The sequence below is a fragment of the Halogeometricum rufum genome (assembly GCF_900112175.1).
Lineage (GTDB): Archaea > Halobacteriota > Halobacteria > Halobacteriales > Haloferacaceae > Halogeometricum > Halogeometricum rufum.
This window is the reverse complement of record NZ_FOYT01000006.1, coordinates 54,172-74,527: the sequence shown is the minus strand read 5'-3', so window position 1 is coordinate 74,527 and position 20,356 is coordinate 54,172. Positions and strand designations below refer to the sequence as shown.

19 protein-coding genes are annotated in these 20,356 nt (G+C 65.1%); 12 read left to right on the top strand and 7 right to left on the bottom strand.

The window, feature by feature from the left end:
- Position 1: 1 nt before the first annotated feature.
- Positions 2-949: a glycosyltransferase family 2 protein gene (locus BM310_RS19665; protein ID WP_089811036.1), complete on the bottom strand. Its 948-nt coding sequence runs from the start codon at positions 947-949 to the stop codon at positions 2-4.
- 116 nt (positions 950-1,065) lie between these two features.
- On the opposite strand from BM310_RS19665, the gene BM310_RS19660 reads away from it, so the two are divergent.
- Positions 1,066-2,826 (top strand): carbamoyltransferase family protein, encoded by a 1,761-nt coding sequence (locus BM310_RS19660; protein WP_089811034.1) that lies wholly within the window; start codon positions 1,066-1,068, stop codon positions 2,824-2,826.
- An 18-nt stretch (positions 2,827-2,844) separates the two neighbouring features.
- On the opposite strand, the gene BM310_RS19655 is transcribed toward BM310_RS19660, so the two are convergent.
- The gene (locus BM310_RS19655; RefSeq protein WP_089811032.1) at positions 2,845-4,296 is read right to left on the bottom strand and encodes a flippase; all 1,452 of its coding nucleotides are present in this window, start codon (positions 4,294-4,296) and stop codon (positions 2,845-2,847) included.
- Between the two features lie 176 nt (positions 4,297-4,472).
- Between BM310_RS19655 and BM310_RS19650 the strand changes: the two genes are divergently transcribed.
- A complete protein-coding gene (locus BM310_RS19650; protein WP_089811029.1) occupies positions 4,473-5,105 on the top strand; it encodes a metal-dependent hydrolase in 633 nt (210 codons plus the stop codon).
- A gap of 47 nt (positions 5,106-5,152) precedes the next feature.
- Here BM310_RS19650 and BM310_RS19645 read toward each other — a convergent pair whose 3' ends face one another.
- Positions 5,153-6,088 carry an alkaline phosphatase family protein gene (locus BM310_RS19645; protein ID WP_245778556.1) on the bottom strand — a complete coding sequence of 312 codons (936 nt, stop codon included), beginning with the start codon at positions 6,086-6,088 and terminating at the stop codon, positions 5,153-5,155.
- A 138-nt stretch (positions 6,089-6,226) separates the two neighbouring features.
- Between BM310_RS19645 and BM310_RS19640 the strand changes: the two genes are divergently transcribed.
- Positions 6,227-7,042: a hypothetical protein gene (locus tag BM310_RS19640; protein ID WP_089811027.1), complete on the top strand. Its 816-nt coding sequence runs from the start codon at positions 6,227-6,229 to the stop codon at positions 7,040-7,042.
- Between the two features lie 45 nt (positions 7,043-7,087).
- Here the strand turns inward: BM310_RS19640 and BM310_RS19635 are convergent, their stop codons facing one another.
- A complete protein-coding gene (locus BM310_RS19635; RefSeq protein ID WP_089811025.1) occupies positions 7,088-9,325 on the bottom strand; it encodes a hypothetical protein in 2,238 nt (745 codons plus the stop codon).
- A gap of 143 nt (positions 9,326-9,468) precedes the next feature.
- On the opposite strand from BM310_RS19635, the gene BM310_RS19630 reads away from it, so the two are divergent.
- From BM310_RS19630 to BM310_RS19620, 3 genes are read left to right on the top strand one after another with little or no spacing between them, the layout of a single operon-like run.
- Positions 9,469-10,947 (top strand): DUF58 domain-containing protein, encoded by a 1,479-nt coding sequence (locus BM310_RS19630; protein WP_089811024.1) that lies wholly within the window; start codon positions 9,469-9,471, stop codon positions 10,945-10,947.
- Positions 10,948-11,454 (top strand): hypothetical protein, encoded by a 507-nt coding sequence (locus tag BM310_RS19625; RefSeq protein WP_089811021.1) that lies wholly within the window; start codon positions 10,948-10,950, stop codon positions 11,452-11,454.
- The gene (locus BM310_RS19620) at positions 11,451-12,359 is read left to right on the top strand and encodes a hypothetical protein (RefSeq protein WP_089811019.1); all 909 of its coding nucleotides are present in this window, start codon (positions 11,451-11,453) and stop codon (positions 12,357-12,359) included. Before BM310_RS19625 ends, BM310_RS19620 begins: the two co-directional genes overlap by 4 nt.
- A gap of 37 nt (positions 12,360-12,396) precedes the next feature.
- Here BM310_RS19620 and BM310_RS19615 read toward each other — a convergent pair whose 3' ends face one another.
- Together BM310_RS19615 and BM310_RS19610 are read right to left on the bottom strand one after the other, a co-directional pair.
- Entirely contained in the window at positions 12,397-13,425 is a 1,029-nt protein-coding gene (locus BM310_RS19615; RefSeq protein ID WP_089811017.1) for an AAA family ATPase, read from the bottom strand.
- A 122-nt stretch (positions 13,426-13,547) separates the two neighbouring features.
- On the bottom strand, positions 13,548-14,450 hold the full coding sequence (locus BM310_RS19610) for a DUF4350 domain-containing protein (RefSeq protein WP_089811015.1): 903 nt from the start codon (positions 14,448-14,450) through the stop codon (positions 13,548-13,550).
- An 857-nt stretch (positions 14,451-15,307) separates the two neighbouring features.
- Between BM310_RS19610 and BM310_RS19605 the strand changes: the two genes are divergently transcribed.
- The 4 genes from BM310_RS19605 (at position 15,308) to BM310_RS19590 (ending at position 16,879) form a co-directional block, all read left to right on the top strand.
- Positions 15,308-15,766 (top strand): cadherin-like beta sandwich domain-containing protein, encoded by a 459-nt coding sequence (locus tag BM310_RS19605; protein ID WP_089811013.1) that lies wholly within the window; start codon positions 15,308-15,310, stop codon positions 15,764-15,766.
- A 56-nt stretch (positions 15,767-15,822) separates the two neighbouring features.
- Entirely contained in the window at positions 15,823-16,062 is a 240-nt protein-coding gene (locus tag BM310_RS19600) for a DUF7120 family protein (RefSeq protein ID WP_089811011.1), read from the top strand.
- A 145-nt stretch (positions 16,063-16,207) separates the two neighbouring features.
- Positions 16,208-16,474, top strand: coding sequence for a hypothetical protein (locus BM310_RS19595; protein ID WP_089811009.1), 267 nt, complete (start codon positions 16,208-16,210; stop codon positions 16,472-16,474).
- 3 nt (positions 16,475-16,477) lie between these two features.
- On the top strand, positions 16,478-16,879 hold the full coding sequence (locus BM310_RS19590) for a PIN domain-containing protein (protein WP_089811008.1): 402 nt from the start codon (positions 16,478-16,480) through the stop codon (positions 16,877-16,879).
- 566 nt (positions 16,880-17,445) lie between these two features.
- On the opposite strand, the gene BM310_RS19585 is transcribed toward BM310_RS19590, so the two are convergent.
- The gene (locus BM310_RS19585) at positions 17,446-18,531 is read right to left on the bottom strand and encodes a site-2 protease family protein (protein WP_089811006.1); all 1,086 of its coding nucleotides are present in this window, start codon (positions 18,529-18,531) and stop codon (positions 17,446-17,448) included.
- A 163-nt stretch (positions 18,532-18,694) separates the two neighbouring features.
- Here BM310_RS19585 and BM310_RS19580 point away from each other — a divergent pair, with 163 nt between their 5' ends.
- Complete coding sequence (locus BM310_RS19580) at positions 18,695-18,946, top strand: MoaD/ThiS family protein (protein ID WP_089811004.1); 252 nt, start codon at positions 18,695-18,697, stop codon at positions 18,944-18,946.
- A gap of 55 nt (positions 18,947-19,001) precedes the next feature.
- Complete coding sequence (locus BM310_RS19575) at positions 19,002-20,333, top strand: DUF362 domain-containing protein (RefSeq protein WP_089811002.1); 1,332 nt, start codon at positions 19,002-19,004, stop codon at positions 20,331-20,333.
- Positions 20,334-20,356: the final 23 nt, after the last annotated feature.

Sequence of the window (20,356 nt, the reverse complement as noted above, 5' to 3'; positions counted from 1 at the left end):
CTCAGTTGAAAAACTCGTAGTCTCGGAAGTCGTCGTCCGCAACGTAGTCTGCGACACCGACCAACGCGGCTTGTATGTGTCCGCGTTTCTCGTCGAGATACCACTGCAGACAGAGCCAGCCGAGCAACAGCGCGAGCGACAGCAGGAACGGGACGTGAAAGTATATCGGGAGGCGGTTCGAGGCGAACTGCAGTCTGTTCCTGACCCAGTGGTACGTCTTGAACGTACTCCACTCGATAGTGCGTCCCTCCTTGTGGTAGATTTCCGCGTCCGGGTTCACCAACACCTTCCACCCGTCGCGATGCGCCTGATACGCCAGGTCGACGTCCTCCATCCCGATGAAGTAGTCCTCGCAGAACACGTCGTGCGTCGCGGCGAAATCGCCGTTCAACAGCATCATCGACGTCGGAACGTACTGAAACGCGAGGAACGGCGGTATCGGAGCGGACCCGTACGGGTGGTCTTTGAGCGGACTCTTCAACACGCGAGTCAATCCACCGAGGAACGGGAGGAACCAGACGCCGACGTTCACGACGTTTCCCGTCTCGGGATTGTACTGCCGTCCACCCACCGCGGCGACGTTCTCTTCGGACTCCATCGTCTCGACGAGGGGGAACAGGAAGTCCGACGGGAGGACGGTGTCCTCGTTCAGGAGGAGGACGTGGTCGAACCCTTCGTCGAGAACGCGGGCGACACCGGGGTTGTTCCCGCCGGCGGCCCCGCGGTTGTCGTCGTTGTAGATGACCTCGACCCACTCGAACTCGTCGTCGATTCGCTCGCCGGACCCGTCCGTAGAGCCGTTGTCGACGACGAACACCTCGTGTTCGGGGTACGCGAGCGATTCCAGAGAGTCGAGACATTCGGCGGTGTCCCCGTAGTTCTCCCAGTTCAGGACGACGATACCGACCGTCGGCCACCCGTCTCCGGGAGGCGTCTGCTGTCCGTCCATCGTGAGCTACATCTGACTAGTAGTAAATCAATACTTCGCCGCGGAGCGACCGGCCGTCCCGAGACATGTTGCTGCAGAGAAACTATTTTACCGTTACCATTCCGTCTGATAACTGCATGAAACAGTACGTACTATCCATAAATCCCGGAATCGCCGGACTGGGGTCGCACGACCCCGCCGCTGTCCTGTTCGAGAACGGCGAACCCGTCTTCGGCGTCGAGGAGGAGCGACTCACGCGGCAGAAACACGCGATGAACACGTTCCCCGAACGAGCCATCGAAGCCTGTCTCGACGCCAGAGGGCTCTCGCTCCCGGACGTCGACACGGTTGCGCTGTCTTGGTCCCCGCGCGAGTTTCCGCAGATGGTTCCGCGCGTCGTTCAGCGAGCGACGTCGCAGTCGGGGTCGGTGACGGACCGCGTCAAGCACGCCGGCTGGCGCGTGAAGTCGGAACTCAAGACAGGGCTACTCGGCCGCCGAGCGGTCGAACAGAGGCTGAAAGCGATCGATACCCCGCTCCCGCCGATCGAAGTGCACGAGCACCACGCGTGCCACGCGGCGACGGCGTTCTATCCGGCACCGTTCGACGAGGGACTCGTTCTCACGCTCGACGCGCGCGGCGAACGCGACGCGACGGTCGTCTGGTGGGGCGACGAGTCGGGACTACAGCGACTACGGACGTACGACTACACGAACAGTCTCGGCTACTTCTACGGCGCGGTCACCAAGTTCCTCGGATTCTACGCCAACAACGGTGAGGGGAAGGTGATGGGGCTGGCGCCGTACGGAGAGGAGAACGAGGACATCGAACGCACGCTCCGGAGCGTCGTCGAGACGGGCGTGGACTACGACGTCTCCGAACTGTCACAGAGCTTCGAGTACGCGACGGAACGGCTGGAAGCGCTGTTCGGACGCCCGCGAAAGGAGTCGCCGACGGAGTTCACCCAGTGGGAGAAGGACCTCGCCTACGCGGCGCAGTCGTTGCTCGAAGAGATCGTCGCCGACGTCGTGAGTACGTACTGCGAGCGTCTCGGCACCGGGAACGTCGGACTCGCTGGCGGCGTGGCGCTGAACTGCAAGATGAACAAGCGCGTCATGGAACTCGACTGCGTGGACGAACTGTTCATCCAGCCGGTCTCGAACGACGCCGGGAGCGCCCTCGGTGCGGGCATGCTGGAGTACCGCCCGCGAGAGGTCCCCGAGATGGACACGGTCTACTGGGGGCCGTCGTACACGAGCGAGGAGATCGAATCTCAGCTCCGAACCAACAAGATAGACTACCAGCGTCCGGACGACTTAGAACGGTACGTCGCCGAACGACTCGCCGACGGTGCGCTGGTCGGTTGGTTCCAGGGGCGGATGGAGATGGGGCCGCGAGCGCTCGGCAACCGGAGCATTCTGGCGGACCCCCGAACGCGCGACTCGCTGGACCGGGTCAACGAGTTCGTCAAGCACCGCGAAGCGTGGCGGCCGTTCGCGCCGTCGATGCTCGAACGTGCCATCGACGACTACCTCGTGAACCCGGAGCCGTCGTCGTACATGATAAAGACGTTCGACGCGCGGGAGGAGCGGAAGGACGACATCACCGCAGTCCTCCACCCGGGCGACGAGACGACCCGGCCACAGACCGTCCGCGAGGACCAGAACCCGCGCTACCACCGGCTCATCTCGGAGTTCGAGAACATCACCGACGTGCCGGTCGTGCTGAACACGTCGTTCAACGACCACGGCGAACCCATCGTGAACACGCCGTCGGAAGCCATCAAGGACTTCTTCGGGATGGGTCTCGACGTACTCGTTCTCGAGGACATCGTCGTGGAGAAAGAGCAGGTCGGCCGGCGAGAACACGAACTCGAAGGCGAAGCCGAGGCAGTCTGAAGCGCCCGAAGCCGAGCTTTAGTCGTCTCCCTTCGCGACGTCACCGGGCGACTGGTTCGACTGCAGCATCTGGACCACCTGAAACACTTCCCTCCTGAGAGGCGGCGACGCGAGGACGAACGCGCCGTAGGTGAGGACGCCGACGAGTATCATCGCCAGCAGGTGCAGTAGCGAGTCGACCGAGACGACCGACCGGAGACCGACGAGGACAGCCGACATTCCCATCGACGAGGCACCGATCCAGGCGAGGTCCCGCCACGGCAGTTCGATGGTCAGGAACCGGGAGAGATACTTCATGCAGAGGACGGTGTTCACCACGAACGAGAGCGCAGTCGCGACGGCGGCGCCGACGATGCCGTAGAGCTGAATCAGCGGGACGTTGAGCGCGAGATTGACCGCGATGGCGAACAGCGCCGCCTTCGCCGCGAGTTCGGGGTGGTCGATGGCCTTCAGCGACCGCCCGGTGATCGAGTGGACCGACTGGAGTATCTTTTCCGCCATCAGGATGATCAGCGCCACCCACGCGATAGCGTACTCGGACCCGAAGACGAAGTAGAGGATGTCTCGGGCGAACAGCGCGACCCCGAAGAACGCCGGAATGACCAGCATCATCGACGGACCGACCGCCCGGGGAATGAGTCCCTCGATCTGATTGATAGCCTGTTTGGCGTCCCACCGACTCATCTGCGGGAAGATGGTCTTGGCTATCGCCGTGCTCCCGATGACGGCGACGGCGCTGACCCGCCACGCTGATTCGTAGGCGCTGACGTGCGCCGTCGTCAGGAAGAGCCCGATGAGCGCGACGTCCATCCAGCTGTAGAAGTAGCCGCTGATGGCCGAGATGAAGTTGTATCGTGAGTAAGAGGTCAGGGAGTGGGCTTCGGAGAACGTCGGACGGCGGAACGGCGTGGACCGACGGTAGAATCCCCACACGAACGACAGAACGTAGCCGAGGATAGTGGCGTATATGAGCCCGTGGACGCCGTAACCGGCTTCGACGAAGGCGACGCCGGACACGAGCCAGATAGCTTTGGGCGCGACTCGCACGCTGGCCGTATCGCCGACGCGCAACTCACCGCTGAGGATGTCGATGGTGAGCTGGAACGCCTCGTAGCAGACGATAGCGACCGCGAGCAACACGGCGATTTCGGTGCCGACGTACCGGTTGATCCACGGTCTCGCGAGGAGAACGGCGGCCACCACGATGGTCAGCGGGACGATCTTCAGAAGCACCGCCGTCGTCAGCATCTGACCGGGACGGTTTCCCTCGCTGATCCGTTTCTGGAGAGCGCCGCGGATACCGAAGTCCGCCGGGATGAACAGCATCCCGAGGAGGGCCTCGAACAGGAAGAAGACGCCGAGTTCGCTGGCCGAGAGCAGTCGCGCGAACAGCGCGATACCACCGAACGTAATCGCCGCGCTCCCACCGGTCGCGATAGCGACTTTGACGCTCGATTTTGCGAGATTCATCGGTTGTGTCTTCGAAACCGAACCGAGGCGATTCGTGTCGCCTCAAGTACACACACCAACGAGCCCGAGATTCGACTTAATTCTATTGGTGACCAGAGCCGGACGACAGCCGTCCGGCGTCGGGACGGACACCGAGTTATTTGTTCGCCGCGTGCTAGCGTCGAATCAGAGAACGAATGTGGCCGTACGCACATCTGGCAGTCGGCTATCTGCTCTACTCGGGCTACGCGCACGTCCGCCTGCGTCGCCCCCCGAGCGAACTCGCTGCCCTGTTCGTCGTCCTCGGCACACAACTGCCCGACTTCGTCGACAAACCCCTCGCGCTGGTCGGCGTTCTGGCGAGTGGACGGTCTCTCGCGCATTCGTTTCTGTTCGCGGTTCCGGTCGTTGCTCTGGTCGCAGGACTGGTCTACCGGCGCACCGGCGACACTGCACCCGGTGTCGCGTTCGGTGTGAGCTACGTCTCAGCGACGATCGGCGACGGCGCACAGCAGTTCGTTCAGGGAGGACTGGCAAACGACCTGCGCGAGGTGTCGTTCTGGGTCTGGCCGCTGTCGGTCCCCGCCGAACGTATCGTCGAACTGCTCGGAGTGACACCGGGCGTCGAACGGCTGATAGCGGGGAAAGCGGCGTGGACGGCTGCTCACTTGCCCCTCGGTCCGGAGCTGAAAGTGTGGATTCGGTGGTTCGAGTTCGCCGTGACGGTGCTCGCCCTGAGCGTCTGGTTCCTCGACGGTGCGCCCGGTTTGAAACTGCTCCGAGAGACGGTCATCGCGCCCCGGCGAAAGCGGGGCGAGGAGAACGGCTAGCGTCGGTTCCGAGGTAGCGGTGAGTGACTTCCCGGTCGAACCGCGCGTTACTGCAGGTAGCCGAGGTTGCGGAGGTGCTCTTCGGCTTTCGAGTCCATGTCCGACCGGTCTTTCTCCTCGTACTGGTTCTCGGCCGGTGTCTCCGCGACGACACGCTTTCGGGAGCCGTTCTCGCTGACGTGCCACGGAACCTTGACCAGTTCGTCGCAGTAGATCCCGGTCGGGTGCCCGTACTCCTTGAACGGAATCGGGAACGCTTGCTCGCCGATGAGTTGGCCGTGGTCCGCCGTGACGACGGACCGGCCTGGGAGCGTCTTCAGGAGGTCCTCGACGCTCGGAAGTGCGAGTTCGAGGTTCTCCATATACGCGCGCCACAGTTCCTCGTCCGACGCGTCGAGTCGGCCCTGTCGCATCTTCTTCCAGATGAGGTCGTCGTCGAAGCGCTCGGAGCCGAACTCCCCGATGAACGGGATATGCGGCTGGATGAAGTGAACGACGAGCCGCTTGTTGGGGAACTCCTCGCTCACCTCTTTGGTTCGTTCGGCGACGCGTTCGGGACGGACGCCCCACTCGCCGACGTCTATCGCGTCCTCCCAGACGTCGACGACGGCGTGCAGGTTGTGGTCTATCTCCTCGTTGAGTACCATCAGACGGTAGAGCATCGACGTCGCCGTGATGTAGACCGTGTCGGAGAGGTCACGTTCGGTCAGGTTCGCCCTGAGGAACTCCATGGTACTCGCCCCCCTCGAGTATCTGTGCCCGGATTCGCCGGGGATGTCGTACTCAGAAACCGCTCGCTGAAAGGCGTCGTGGCGGCAGGCGTCCAAGATGAGGAGGTTGTCCCAGTCCTCGTCGAAGACGTTCGGCGCGGCGTCGTTGTACTCGCGTGTCCGAAGTCGAGTGTAGTAGAGGCGGTTTAACTCTCGCAGCGCTATTTTCGGGTCTTCACTGACCGTTTTCAGGTCAGAGAGCGAGTACATCATACGTCGTCCTGTCTGATGCGCGGCGGCGGTCAAAAGATTTTGGTTGAGCGACAGTAGTCTGCCGACCGGCGCGTCGTCGCGTCGAATGCGACTGCCACTAACCATTTATATTTCTGAACGTTCAAGGCGCTCGTAGAGATGCCGACCGACGAGAGTTCGAGGCCGAAGACGGACAGGCGAACGTTTCTCACCACCTCAGGTATCCTCGGCGTCACCGGGTTGCTCGCGGGGTGCAACGCGCAGACGGGGCAGGCGACGACACCGCAGACGGAGAGCGGCGGAGGGAACGGGAACGGCGCGTTCGAAGACGTCGGTCGCGACTGGCTCACGTTCGGCGAAGAGAACGACTGGGGGATGCGGTACAATCAGAGTACCAACGAACTCGAGGTCGTACACAAACCGTTCGGGAAGGCGTCCCGGCAGAACATCCGCATCGAAGCCGACGAGAACGACGACAAGGGCGACATCTACATCGATGACTCGGTCATCGTCAAGAACGAAGTCGAGGTGTCGGACGGAGGCCCGGCCGACCCGTCGTACACGTTCACCAATCAGAACGACGTCGGGCTCTGGCTGGAAGACGACGGCGTCCTCGGGGTCACGACTGCGACCGAACCGGCGGCGCTGTTCGACAACGGAACGACACGCGTGGCCGGCGACGTGACGACGACGGGCAACAGTCCGACGACCGTCTGGGACGGCGACGCGGGCCACACGCCACAACTCCCCGCTGAATCGGTGACGAAGAGCGGGGACGGGTCGAGCACGACGTTCGCGCTGCCGAACCCGCTCTCGACTGCCCCGCGGGTTGCGACGGTGACGCCGACGTCGGAGGACGCCGCAGGCAGTTTCTGGGTGAGCGAGAAGTCCGAATCGAGCGTCGAAATCACCTACTCGTCGCCACCTCCCTCCGGAACGGACAACCTCTCGTTCGACCTCGTCGTCTCGCTGTGACAGAGCCACGAAAGCTGAGTGGTACGACGGCGGACGACGCGGGATTCAGTCGTCGCTAGACTCGACCGACTGGTCGGTGTCGGTGAGCAGAGACGCGGCGTTGCCGAGGGCGGTTCTCGTCGTCTCCGGCGAACTCGTCTCCAGCGAGAACGCCGCGCGCTCGTACGCCTCCGTCAACTGTCGTAGTGCTTCGGCCCGCTCGCCGCTCAGCGACGTCGAGCGAAGCAGTTCCCAGTGCGTCATCGACGAGTCGCTGCCGTGGTCGTCGACGAGTCGGTCCCGCACGGCCTCGTACCCCGCGAGGACGGCTGCGTCGGTGTCGCCGCCGGAGAGGCGGCTCCGAGCGATTTCGAGCGGGTCGGAGGTGTGGTCGCTCGTCGGCTCCGGGTCGGGCTGTCGCGTCGTGCGCTCGTCCACCGACTGGCTATCGTCCGGAGCGTCGTCGCCGCTTCGGAGTACCTGCATCACCCACGGAATCACTTCGGACCGTCTCACGAATATCGTCCCGAGGATGGACAGTCCGACGATACCGAGTGCGACGGCGGCGGCTCTCGAGACGCTGTTCAACTGCTCGACGACCCCACCACCTGCACCGCCGGACGACCCGGTCAGTTGTGCGAACAGCACTCGGAGGCGGCCGGTGAAGAACGCCGCGAGTCCACCCGACTCGGTCGAGTTGGTCGGAGCCAGCGTAATCTGCGTTCGCGCGGACTCGAGGTTCGTTCTCTCGTTTGCGTACGCCGCGGAGACGACCACGGCGTCGGAGGCGGAGATGGCGGCCGGGAGGTCGACGTCCGCTGCAAAGCGCCCGTCCGGTCCGGTCCGAACCACCGCCACGGTCGAGCCGTTAGCGGCGATTTCTACCGCCTGACCGGCGACGGGGCCCGACGGAACCTCTAGACGTCCTTCGACCTGCACGGTGCGTGCGGCGGTTCGGTTGCCGTCCAGCGCGAGTCTCGTCGTCGTCGACTCGACTTGGACCGTCGCGGACGCGTCGGCGGCGGTCAGTGCCCGTCCCTCGAACGGCAGTCCCGCGACGACCCGAGCCTCGCCTGCGGAGACGTTCGCAGGGAGGGTGACGTCGAGCGAGTAGTGACCGGTCTCGTTCGTCACGGCGGTGGCCACACGCACGCCGTCGAGGCTGACGACGACTGGGACCTCCCCGACACCGCGGTCCGCGGCTTCGACGCGGCCCGAGACGGAGAGGTCGTCGCCGAACGCGACGGTCGACGGACTGCGCGTCAGCGTCACCGTACCGCGTTCCTGTCGTATCTCGACGTCAACCCGGTCGCTCGACCGACCGTACAACGACGCGTTCGTCGGAAGGTACGTCACCGTCCACGTTGCCGCGCCGACTCGTTCCGTCGTGGGACGGTATTCGAGCGAGAACCGCCCCTCGCCGTCCGTCTCGGTCGTCACGGTGCCGTTGCCGACTCCGATCGCGACCCGGCGGTCGGACACGTCGGACCCGTTCTCGGCGACCAGCCGACCCTCGACGACGACCGGCGACCCGAACGACCCGGTCGCGCGCACTGTCTCCGCGGTGAGCGTGGTGCCGACGAGTTCCGCCTCGCGAATCTCGTCGGCCGTCTCCGTCGTCTCGTTCTCTATCTCGACGACGGCCTCGGTCGCCACCGACAGGTCCGTCGAAGTGGTGTTCGAGAATGCGCCGTAGTCGTTCGTGACACGGCCGCTAGTCCGGTTTATCTCACGGCTCTGGCGGACGAGTTGGTGTGCGAGCTCTCTAGCACGTCGGTCGTTTCCTGCCTCCCTGGCCGCCTCGTACTCCGCTCGGAGTTCGCGGAATCGCTGCACTTGGTCGGCGAGTGTTCGAGCGTCTGCGCGCGTCTGCCTGAGCGTTTGGTTCGCGCCCGCCGAGGAGGCGGCGTCGCTCTGCCCGCGGACCTCGACGTACCGACTCGCCCAGTCGGGGTAGTCCCGTTCGAGTCGCTCGCAGGCGTAGGAACTGCCGAGACGAACCTGTTCGGTGCAGTCGATGACCGCCGTCGCCATCCGACCCGCGAGCCAGCGGCGGACGTCCTCCAGTTCCTCCGAACCGCTCGCGTTGTCCGGGTCCTCGTGGACGACGGTCGAGTTGTTCTCGGGTGTCGTCTGCTGCGGGAACGTCGTCGAACCGCCACCGGTGACGGTCGCCGCCGAACCAGCGTCCGAACGCAGGGTCGTCTCACCGCTCGCGGGAGTTGCGGCAGCGACGAGAGACAGCACTACGAGCAGACAGAAGACGACCGAGCCGGCACGTTCGGGGACTCGAACCTGAGGCACACTTCTACCATGTCGAGTGACAGATTTAACTCATTCTTTTTCTTTTCGTGAACGATAGCAAGGAACGTTTCACTACTTTCGTTCGAGCACCTGTCAGATACACCAACAATATTTAGGTCACTCTCCCGAATAGTGGATACAGAATGCGTGCCACGAGCCGATTTTGGGCGGCCGTCGCCCTCGGAGGAGTACTGACTCTCTTCGCCGTTCTCCTCGACCGGCCGGCACCCCTCTTCGGGGGCGCGGCCATCGGCGTGTGGCTTCTCGCGCATCAGGCTCGGTTCGTCGAGCGGTCGCGGCGGACAGTGGACGGCCTGTCCGTCGACCAGACGAGTTCGCGCGAACGCGTCACGAAGGACGAACCGTTCACCGTCACGCTGGAGGCGACGCTCCCGGAACCGTCTCTGCTGGACGTCGAGATCACGGGCGACCCCCCGGTGAACGTCGCCGGCGTCGACGACGACGAACGTCGATGTCGACTGCAGTACGGGGAACAGGCGGCGGAGACGACGATACAGGCGTCCGGTGCCGTCGCCGGGCGCGCCCGGTTCGGTCGGCCGGAACTCCGACTGACCGACCCCTTCGGACTGTTCTCCGAGTCGCTCGCCGTCGGCGAGTCAGTCGACGTCCACGTCGAAGCGCACCCGCCGCGGCAGTTACACGTCGGGGGCGGCGGCGAACAGATGGCTGTCGGCTACGGCGAACGCGACACCGTCCAGCTCGGTACCGGACAGGAACCCGTCGAGCTTCGTAAGTACACGAGCGGGGACGAACTGCGACACATCGACTGGAAAGCCACGGCCAGACTCGGCCAGCCGCACGTCAGAAAGTACGAGCGGAAGACGCCGCGCCGGACGACGCTCGTCGTCGACCATCGCGCGTCCATGGGTGACGGTCCGCCGGGCGGGCGGAAACTGGACTACGCTCGGGACGCAGCGTTGCTGTTTCTGAAAGACGCGAGAGCGCACGAAGATCCGGTGAGCCTGTTCGCCGTCGGCGACGAAGGGCTGACCGTCGAACGGGAACTCGGTGCCGGCCTCGAACAGTACAGCCGCTTGCGTCAGCAACTGTTCGACCTCCGTCCGACCGCGGACCGCGACGGGGACGGGACTTTCGACCGGTCGTTCGAGACAGACACCGCGCGAGCCCGCCGTCTCGCGGAGGCGTTGGACGACGGGACGGCGGCATTCGACAGGACACTGCGGCCCTACGTTGCCGAGCGGGATGCCTACGTCAGCCGCCTCGACTCGCGACCCCTGTTCTCGTCGATTCGGGCACACAGATCTGAGTTCCGACGCGCGACGTGGACGATACTCGTCACGGACGATTCGAACCGGGCGGAGCTGATCGACGCCGTGAAGCTCGCACGGCGGGGCGAGGGGCACGTCGCGGCGTTCCTGACGCCGACGGTGCTGTTCGAGGAGGTTCAGGACTCCGACAGAGAGACGGCGTACCAGCGGTACCGCGACTTCGAGAACTTCAGACAGAAGCTCGCGAACCTGGACGGCGTCACCGCGTTCGAGGTCGGTCCCGGCGACAGGCTGGAAGCGATTCTCAGCGTCGACCGGGCGGGCCAACGGGGAGCGGCCGCCGGGATGCGGCACGCGGGAGGCGTTCGGTAGATGTCCGGTGCAGTCCGGTCACTGCTCGGACGGGGAACGGAACCCGGTTCGGCCGCACGAACGACAGTCGCACTGGAACTGGTCGGCGTCGCCGCCGCCGCCACAGCACTCGTCCTGTTCGGCGGGGAACTGTCGCTGGTGGCCGCCGCGGCCCTGGTCTTCGTCTGGGTCGTCCTTCCCGTCGAGTACGCACTCGCCGCAGGTCACGTCGCACTCGTCACCGTCTCGCCCGATCTCACGGGGCTGAGACTGGTCGTCGGCGTCCAGGCGGGACTCGGAGTACTCCTCGTCGGAGCGCTGTGGACGGCGACTGCGTCGCCGACCGCGGCCGTCGGATGGGTCGTCGCGTACGCCGGCCTCGCCGGCGGCATCTGGTACGTCGCCGCCGAAGGAGGGGTCTGGCTGTCCGTCGCCCTCCTCTGGGTCGTTCTCGCGGTCGGTGCGTACGGACTGCACAGACACGAACTCGTCACCCTCGGATTGACGGACGGAGAACGTAACACATGAGCTTCACCGACGACCAGACGACCGAATCGTTCGCCGACGGACGGACCGACTCCGACGTCACCGAGTCGGCACCGAGCGACCGAACCGACGTCGACGACACACAGCGCCGCATCGAGGAACTTCGCGCCGAGAACCGACGCCTCCGCGAGGACTACGCGCGCGGGAAGCAACTACAGCACCGACAGACCGCACTTGGCCTCATGGGCGTCGGACTCGTCGGCATCGCCGCGGGAATCGCGTTCCCCGACGCGCGGACCGTTCTTCTCGCACTCGGGGCGACCGGCGTGTTCGGAGCCATCTTGACGTACTTCCTCTCGCCGGAGCGCGTCATGCCGGCGACGGTCGGTCAGTCGGCGTACGACGCGGTCGGAGAGACCGGTGCGAGCGTTCGCGACGAACTCGGTCTCGCGGACGCCACGGTGTACGCACCGGTGACGGCGTCGACGTCCGAAACGCGAGCCCCCGTCCGCCTGTTCGTCCCGCAGACCCCCGACTACGAACTCCCGTCCGACGAGGAGCTTCGTTCGACGTTCGTCGTCCCGGATGACGGCCGACGGCGTGGTGTCGCGTTCACACCGACCGCCGGACGGATGCTCGCCGAGTTCGAGCGCGCAGCCTCGGGTGGCGTGAGCGCAGACCCCGAGTCGCTGGGGAACCAGCTCTGTGACGCACTCGTCGAACAGTTCGAGTTGGCCCGCGCGGCCGAAGCCGAGTTCGACGAGGAGCGTCGGCGACTCTCCGTGGGCGTCACCGGTGTCGCCTACGGGGACGCGACCGGATTCGACCACCCGGTGACGTCCTTCCTCGGCGGCGGCCTGGCGCACGGACTGGACGAGGCAGTCACGGTCGAACGAGAGCGCGTCGAAGACGGAGAAGCGGAGTTCGTCGTCAGCTGTCGGTGGTGAAGCGGGGCACCGCAGGCCGACCGTATCACTCGGCCGTCTACTCGTCGGACCGTTCGACCGCGTCGTCACCATCCGTCGGACAGCCACCGTCGCTGACCGCCGCCGCAGCCGACCGTATCTCGTCGTGCGTCGGCGGCGTCACCGTCCGCACGGCGTCCTCGACGACCGTTCGGGGTTTCAGGTCGCCGAGTTCGGCGTCCGTACTGAGAACGAGTCGGTGAGCGAGCACCGAGCCTGCGAGTGCCTTCGGGTCGTCGGGGATGACGTACTCTCTGCCGTAGATGGCCGCCCGCGCCTTCGAAGCTGCGAGGAGGTGAATCGACGCACGCGGCGAGGCGCCGTGTGCGGTGTCGGAACTGTCCCGAGTCGCCTGTACGATGTCGAGGATGTAGCTCCGGATCGACGGGTCGACGTAGGCGTCGTCGGCGACCTCCCTGGCCGCAGCGATGTCGCTGGCGGTGACGACCTGTCGGACCCAGTCGGCCCGCAGGTCGGGATTCTCGTCGAACCGTTCCAACAGCGCGTCTTCCAACTCACGTTCGGGGATGTCCACGTCGAGTTTGAGTTGGAATCGGTCGCGCTGTGCCTCCGGCAGGGCGAACGTTCCCTCCATGTCGATGGGATTCATCGTGGCGACGACCATGAACGGCTCCGGTAACGGGTGCGTGCTCCCTTCGATGGTCACCTGTTCCTCCTGCATCGCTTCGAGGAGTGCACTCTGTGTCTTCGGCGTGGCCCGGTTTATCTCGTCGACGACGACGACGTTCGAGAAGATCGGGCCGCGCTTTGCCTCGAACTCGCCGGTCGCCTCCCGGTATATCGTCGTCCCGGTGATGTCGGCGGGCATGAGGTCGGGCGTCATCTGGATGCGCTGGAAATCTAACCCGAGCGTTCGCGCGAACACTTCCGCGATAGTCGTCTTCGCGACGCCGGGCACGCCTTCGAGGAGGACGTGACCGCCGGTGAGAAGCGAAACCGTGAGTTCTTCGAGTACCTGCTCGTTGCCGATCAAGACGGTTCCGGCTTCGTCGCGAATCGTCGTGTACAGAGACTCTGGGTCAACCATTGTGGAGCGGGGTTCGGTTAGTTCGAGTAACCATTTTGTATATTTATAATTATGGGGTGGTTGAAACTCTCGACGGGTGCGATGCCTGCTCGGTGGACGGGTCCGCTATGCGTCGCGTCACGTTAGTTACCTCGGCTGCGACGGTGGACGAGTGCAACGACACCGATTCCCACAAACCCGACGATACCGCGGAGCAGGTCGGACCGCTGGACAGCGACGACCGCGGCGGTGAGTGGCGGCAGGTCGCCCCGATGAGAGTGGTCGAGGACGACCGTCTCGTGTCCCGAGAACACCGACCGGACGAACCGTTCGTTCCCGGGTCGGTCGAGCATCGCGTTGATGAAGACACTCGGGTCCGACACGACGACGACCCGACCCGACCCGACCGTTTCGACCGTCACGACGGGATAGGTTCGTATCGACTCCGTTCCGTCCACAGAGCCGTTCCGATTCGTGTCGAGGTAGGCGAACGAGGAACTGTTCACCAGAACGCGTGAGCCGTTCGGTCGAAGCGCAGTGCCGTGGTTCAGCGTGACCTGCGATACCTCGCTCGTCAACGCGTGTTCCGAGACGTCCGGGGCGACCACGATATCGGGTGAGCGGTAGTACCGGCGTTCGTCGCGGAGGGGGCGACCGTCGACTCGCGTCCGGACACCCAACGACGCGAGGAGTGGATTCGTGTGCGAACCGAAGTCCTCGGCGACGACCAGCGTGCCGCCAGAACGGACGAACGTGCGCACGTCTGCGGTCTCGGGCGTCGTGTACGGCCGTTCGGGCGAGAGTACGACCGCGACGCTCGAAGACGGGTCCACCCGTGCGTACTCGCTCGTGTTCGTGACGACTATCGAGTCGGAATCGACGGCTTCCGCCTGCTCTCGAAGCGAGGAAGTCCCCTCCCACGACGGGTTCGAGACGCCGAACGCAGTCGACGACGTACTCAGGAGTACGCCGACCGCGATCAGCGTCGACAGCGTCAACCCGACGAGAAGCAGGCGCGGGACGTCCAGGTTCTCGAATCGGTCCATTCAGACATCTCTCCGAGAGTGTGTCGTCGGAACTGTCTCTCCATCGCGTGCAGACGAATCAGTTGCGGGTTTTCGGACCGCTGATAGTCTCCGGACGCCGTCTCCGGATGCTCCTGCATCGTCCGTACGCGCTCTCAGAAATCGCTCGCTAGCCGGCGGGTGTCCGACACGACGTATGCCGGTGGGAACCACCGCTGGCCGGTACCTGACGCGTGCGTCCTGTGGACACCGGAACTCCGCGCCCATAGGTCGTCCCACGGACTGACATCATTAGAAGGTACCGTCTGTCGCGGGACGCGGTTCCTAGAGTCGGCACGAGAGACTGCCAAAGAACCCCAGCCGGTTCCAGAACCGACCTGTTCGTACGATTATTAATATCCTAACGAGAAGATTACAGCACTAGATTTGTGAGGATTAGAAATCTTCTACCGAGTGTTATAGTAATTCTAACCGCACTGTTCTGGATTCCGACCGGAGAGAGGCGCGCATACAGTCGAATCGGTCGAGAACGAGGAGACGCGTATCTTCGGTCCCAGTCGGTTGCCCGGGCACTTCGGTGTCCAGTGACCACGTCTGAAACGCCTATAATACAAAGTATTATATTCGTTTTCGTTCATTTTCCGTTCGATAGTGCAGTTAGTGGCGAATATTTTTCTATATCGTTCTATTACTACCCTACTTTTTGTTTTATCTCTATTTCCGTTATTTCTTGTCTGAATATTATAGAGGAAGATCGGAGCAAACATATGTCTTGGAGGAATTGCCGTCGGAAAGTACCGCCCCGAAATGTGCAGTCGACGCTCTATCGACGTCGGTGCAATCATACCTCCCCACCCTCTATCACCCGTAGAGACCGTATGGACAGACAACGTGACACCGCCCGAGTCCCCCTCAACGCGCTCCGACGACAGGTGGCAGAGGCCGCGGGCGTCTCCGCGTCACTCGTCGAAATCGAAGGGGTGGAGGTCGACGAGAACGCGTTAGAGGTGTCGTACTCCCTGCCCGCCGGCGACGCGCCGATGATCGAAGTCGTCGTCGAACACCCCGACGGGCGAAGCGACTCGACGCTGGTCGAACTCCGCGAACCCGCGGGGCTGAAGGTGTACGGCGAGGCGATTCGCATCGAGTACGCCGGGCGGGACAGCGAGACGGGCGACGTCCTCGTGACCGTGGACCAACGACGCGACGACGACTGGGTGACGCTCCTCGGGTGCGGCCAGATGTGGGCCGTCGAGACGGAACGGGACGGCGAACCGGTCCGCGTGACCTGTCACGCCGAGACGCCGACGCGCCCCGGCGACGACGCGCCCGAGTAGCCGAACGTTCGCTCGCCAACCGGCCACTCAAGTAGGAGGAGTTCGAAGCACGGACAATGCCAATCGTGGAAGTGACGCTCCCCGACGAGTTGTTGACCGACTTCGAGAACCTCGTCGACGAGGAGTTCGTGAGCGAGGAACAGGCGGTCGAAGAACTGCTGAGCATGGGTATCGACGCCTACAACGTCAACGTCGTCGACGAGTCCACCCCCGGCGACGACTTCATGGACGGCGCAGAGAACAACCTGTTCGACACCGCGGACGACCCCGGCGGCCTCGACGACGACCGCCTCTGAACCGCGTTCTCTTTTCGACTCCCGCCGCGCCGCGAGCGACGGGTGTTCGATTCGAGTCGTCTGCCGGCCGCGACCGCCGCGTCTCTCGTGGGAGCGAGCGAGAATCTACGGGAAGATTCTTCACACTTCCCGTACGAGAACGAGTATGTCGAAGTCGACGGACGAACGGGGGCGTATCTACCTCCCGAAGGACGTCCGGTCCCGTTTCGGAGAGCGGTACCGTATCGTGGAACTCCCGAGTCACGTCGCACTCTTTCCCGTGGACGACGACCCGCTCGAAGGACTGCGGGAAGCGGTGGGCGACGCGTTCGAGGGAACCGATTCGGAAGACCTCAAAGCGGAGGCACGGGAGTCTATCGCCCGAGAGGTCGAAGACGAGGCCAAAGGTGACGCCTCGAACCGCGGGGACTGAGCCGTGTACGTCGAGACGGACTTCCTCGCAGCGCTCGTGAAGAACGACGATTGGTTGCGCGACTCCGCTCTCGACGCGCTCGAAGAGCGAGACGACATCCACACGTCGATTCTGTCGTACGCCGAGGTCCTGGTCCTCTTCTACGACCGCGACGCCTCGGAGTACGACATCGACGCCCCGCGGGCCGTCGCCAACCTCCTGGAACTCGTCCCGATTAGACCGAGCAAACACGAGAACGCGGTGCTCGCCGCAGCCGCCTTCATCGAGGAGTACCACCTGACGCCGTTCGACGCGCTCCACGCCGGCCTCGTCGCGACGGGCGGGGAGCGAGTGCTGTCCAGCGAGCAGGATTACGACGTCGTCGGACTCGACCGGGTGCCGCTGGAACCCGACGAGAGCGAGTAGCCGACCAGAAGCGACCAGTCGTATCGGAACCGGTGGACCCGGCGTCGCTTCGTCCCTCCTGCAGCCCGACTCTGACCTTCGTCGAGAATCGAGAACCCGTCCGAGTAGCGTACCCGTCACACCTACAGCCGCGATTTCTCCGGAACGTGGCTCTCTATGGGGGGTGTAGCGAAGACGCGAACCGTCTTTCCCCGATGGATTGAAGACGCCGTCGACGCGTGAGAACCAAATCGGGGATTCGACGCTGAAACGAGCGATATCGGAACCTCACCTGATCGTCTCCTCTCGAACGGTCCAGCCTGATGGCGGTCGTTACCGATTTCGGAGAAGACGATTCTCGGGATACACCCCCTCAACGATCGGGTGTACCGGGTTTGGCCGAAGATCGATGCCACGCCCTGTGTCTCGGGAAAGAGCAGAACCTCGCCGTTCGAGGTCGCTCAGTCACTCGGACGTACGTTCAGCAAACCTGTCCGTCCTCGTACGCAGGTCGGCTGGAACGCCTATGCGCTCGATCGGACGCACACCTCCGGGAGATTCAGCGGATGTACCTTCCCGAGACGATATCACGCCAGCACCAGCGGAACGGGGGTGAACGAGAGGGCGCCGAGGAGGAGCGTCACCCCGCCGACGAGGAGACGCGAGACGCCGAGCGCGGAGTCGTCCAGCGGTTCCGCGCTCCCCATGCGCGCGAACAGGAGCGTCAAGAAGCCCCAGACGACCCAGAGGCTCACCGACTCGCCGTCGCCGAAGGCGTACAGGGACGCGGCGAGGCCGAACAGGACGACGGGGACGAGACGTTGAATCGTCGCGTGCGCGCGGCCGAACATGGCGCGGACGATGTGGCCGCCGTCGAGTTGACCGACCGGGAGGAGGTTGAGGAACGTGACGAACGCGCCCACCCACCCGCCGACGACGACGGGGTTCGCCATCAGCGACGCGTCGGCGTAGGTGAGCGGTTCGCCGAGTGCGGCCGCGACCAGTTGGATGAGCGGCGGGTAGCCCAACCGGACGGGAAACGCGCCGACTTCGACGGGCGGGAGTGAGACGCCGACAGCCGTCACGACTACCGTGGCGGCGAGGCCCGCCAGCGGACCGGCGACGCCGATGTCGAACAGCGACTTCCGGTCGGGGAGCGTGTCGTTCATGCGGATGACCGCGCCCATCGTCCCGAGGAGCGTCGGGATGGGGACGAAGTACGGCAGCGACGCCTGCACGTCGTGGTGGCGACTGGCGACGTAGTGGCCGAGTTCGTGGACGCCGAGGACGCCGAGAACGGCGACGGTGAACGGCCACGCCTCGAGGACGCGCGTGGGGTTCGACAGGGCGTCGATGCCGTACCACTGCGACCCCGCGAACAGCGTCGTCGCGACGGTGGCGAGGAAGAGGACGACGTTCGTCGTCGGGAAGCCGTCGACGCCGACCGACCGTTCGCGCGCGACGAGGACGTCCTCCCCCAGTTCGCGTTCCAGCGAGACGGTGTACCCCCGGTCGCGGAACGCGGGTGCGAGGGCGCGGACGACCGACTCGCGGTCCGAACGCGGGCGACCGTAGTAGCGCACCGCCTCGGCCGTCGTCTCGACCTCGTACACCTCGAACACGTCCGCCACTCGGCCCGGGTGGGGAGCGCCGTCGGGGGGCGTCTCGCTCATCGCGTCGGCTAGGGACTCGACGTACAAAGGCCCACAGAATCCCGGAGCGAATGCCCTCGAACGCGGGCGTTTTACTCGCCGAACCCTTCGGGACCGAGACACGGGTCGCCCGACGTCCGTGGCTCCGTAACGTTCATTGCGTCCGCCAGTCGATTCCGCGTCCGTGGAGGTCACCATCCGGTGTTACGGCGATATCGCCGACGCGGTGGGCGAGCAGTCGCTCACGCGCGTCGTCGAACGTCGTTCGACCGTCGACGACGTGATTCGGGGGCTGGCGGCCGAGTTCGACGCGTTCGACCCCGAGTCGGTGTCTGACGACCTCGTCTGTCGCGTGAACGGCGCCGGCGCCGACCGGACGACCAGACTCTCGCCGGGCGACGCCGTCGTCCTCACCGAACCGTCCGCCGAGGAGTGACCCGCCGGCGGGACGGTCCCCCCGATTTACGTCCGGGCGCGCCGAGACGCCTCGCATGGAGTTTCCGGACATCGACACGGTCGACGAGCTAGTCGACGACGTGTCGTTCCCGACGTTCGCCACGGTCCGGCAGACGCCCGACACCGAACGCGTCGCGGACGTGCCCGCCGCGGCCCGCGACGCCGCCGAACGCCTCCTCTCCGACCGCCCCACCGAACTGGACGCCGGCGCGTCCGTCGCGGTGGGCCTCGGCAGTCGGGGAATCACGGACGTCGTCCCCGTCGCGTCCGCCGTCGTCGCCGTCCTCCGCGAACGCGGGTTCGACCCGTTCGTCGTCCCCGCGATGGGGAGTCACGGCGGCGCGTCGGCCGTGGGACAGCGACGGACGCTGGACGCACTCGGTCTGAACGAGGCGAGTCTGGACTGCCCGATAGACGCGCGGATGGAGACGGTCGTGCTCGAATGCGACGCCGACGGCGGCCCGGACGCCCACCTCGCGACGGCCGTCGCGGAGGCGGACGCCTTCCTCGTCGTCAATCGCGTGAAACCGCACACGAACTTCACCGGGGACGTCGAGAGCGGCCTCTGCAAGATGACCGCCATCGGCCTCGGGAAGCGACCCGGGGCCGCCGCCGTCCACGCGCGGGCGGCCGAGGAGGGATACGTCCCGGCCATCGTCGAGACGATGGAGACGATTCGCGCGGCGTCGCCGGCCGCGTTCCTCGGCGGAGTCGCCGTCGTCGAGAACTTCGCGGAGGAGACGGCGCGCGTCGCGGGCGTGCCGGCCGCCGACCTGCCGGGCGCGGAGGCGGAACTGCTCGACGACGCCAGGGCGGCGATGGCGACGCTCCCCGTCTCGGACCTCGACGTGCTGGTCGTCGAGCGACTCGGCAAGGACGTCTCGGGGACGGGGATGGACACGAACGTCGTCGGGAGGTACGGCGTCCTCGGGAGCGACGACCCCGAGACCCCTCGAATCGACCGCATCGTCGCGCTCGGACTCACCGAGGAGACGCACGGCAACGGCCACGGCATCGGACTGGCGGACCTCACCACCGTCGGCGTCGCCGAGTCGCTGGACCTCGACCAGATGTACGCGAACGCCCTCACCAGCGGGTCGCTGTCGCGCGACGCGATTCCGGTGGCGCTCCCCTCCGAGGAACTGGCGCTGGCCGCCGCCTGCACGACGGCCGGGCCGTACGACCCCGAGACGGTCCGAGTCGCGTGGGTTCGCGACACCTCACACCTCGGGAAACTCCGCGTCTCGGAGGCGCTGGCGCGGGAGATAGAGCGCGGCGAGGGCGAGGACGTGCGCGTGGGCGAGCGGTGGGAACTGACGTTCGAGGACGGGACGGCGGCGTTCGAGGCGCGCGACGAGACCGCGTAACCGCGCGTAACCTTCTTGGACGC

Bases quoted from the DNA above. Each gene is read 5' to 3' on its own strand.
- BM310_RS19665 (WP_089811036.1), bottom strand. From the start codon at position 949: ATGGACGGACAGCAGACGCCTCCCGGAGACGGGTGGCCGACGGTCGGT.
- BM310_RS19660 (WP_089811034.1), top strand. From the start codon at position 1,066: ATGAAACAGTACGTACTATCCATAAATCCCGGAATCGCCGGACTGGGG.
- BM310_RS19655 (WP_089811032.1), bottom strand. From the start codon at position 4,296: ATGAATCTCGCAAAATCGAGCGTCAAAGTCGCTATCGCGACCGGTGGG.
- BM310_RS19650 (WP_089811029.1), top strand. From the start codon at position 4,473: ATGTGGCCGTACGCACATCTGGCAGTCGGCTATCTGCTCTACTCGGGC.
- BM310_RS19645 (WP_245778556.1), bottom strand. From the start codon at position 6,088: ATGATGTACTCGCTCTCTGACCTGAAAACGGTCAGTGAAGACCCGAAA.
- BM310_RS19640 (WP_089811027.1), top strand. From the start codon at position 6,227: ATGCCGACCGACGAGAGTTCGAGGCCGAAGACGGACAGGCGAACGTTT.
- BM310_RS19630 (WP_089811024.1), top strand. From the start codon at position 9,469: ATGCGTGCCACGAGCCGATTTTGGGCGGCCGTCGCCCTCGGAGGAGTA.
- BM310_RS19625 (WP_089811021.1), top strand. From the start codon at position 10,948: ATGTCCGGTGCAGTCCGGTCACTGCTCGGACGGGGAACGGAACCCGGT.
- BM310_RS19620 (WP_089811019.1), top strand. From the start codon at position 11,451: ATGAGCTTCACCGACGACCAGACGACCGAATCGTTCGCCGACGGACGG.
- BM310_RS19615 (WP_089811017.1), bottom strand. From the start codon at position 13,425: ATGGTTGACCCAGAGTCTCTGTACACGACGATTCGCGACGAAGCCGGA.
- BM310_RS19610 (WP_089811015.1), bottom strand. From the start codon at position 14,450: ATGGACCGATTCGAGAACCTGGACGTCCCGCGCCTGCTTCTCGTCGGG.
- BM310_RS19605 (WP_089811013.1), top strand. From the start codon at position 15,308: ATGGACAGACAACGTGACACCGCCCGAGTCCCCCTCAACGCGCTCCGA.
- BM310_RS19600 (WP_089811011.1), top strand. From the start codon at position 15,823: ATGCCAATCGTGGAAGTGACGCTCCCCGACGAGTTGTTGACCGACTTC.
- BM310_RS19595 (WP_089811009.1), top strand. From the start codon at position 16,208: ATGTCGAAGTCGACGGACGAACGGGGGCGTATCTACCTCCCGAAGGAC.
- BM310_RS19585 (WP_089811006.1), bottom strand. From the start codon at position 18,531: ATGAGCGAGACGCCCCCCGACGGCGCTCCCCACCCGGGCCGAGTGGCG.
- BM310_RS19575 (WP_089811002.1), top strand. From the start codon at position 19,002: ATGGAGTTTCCGGACATCGACACGGTCGACGAGCTAGTCGACGACGTG.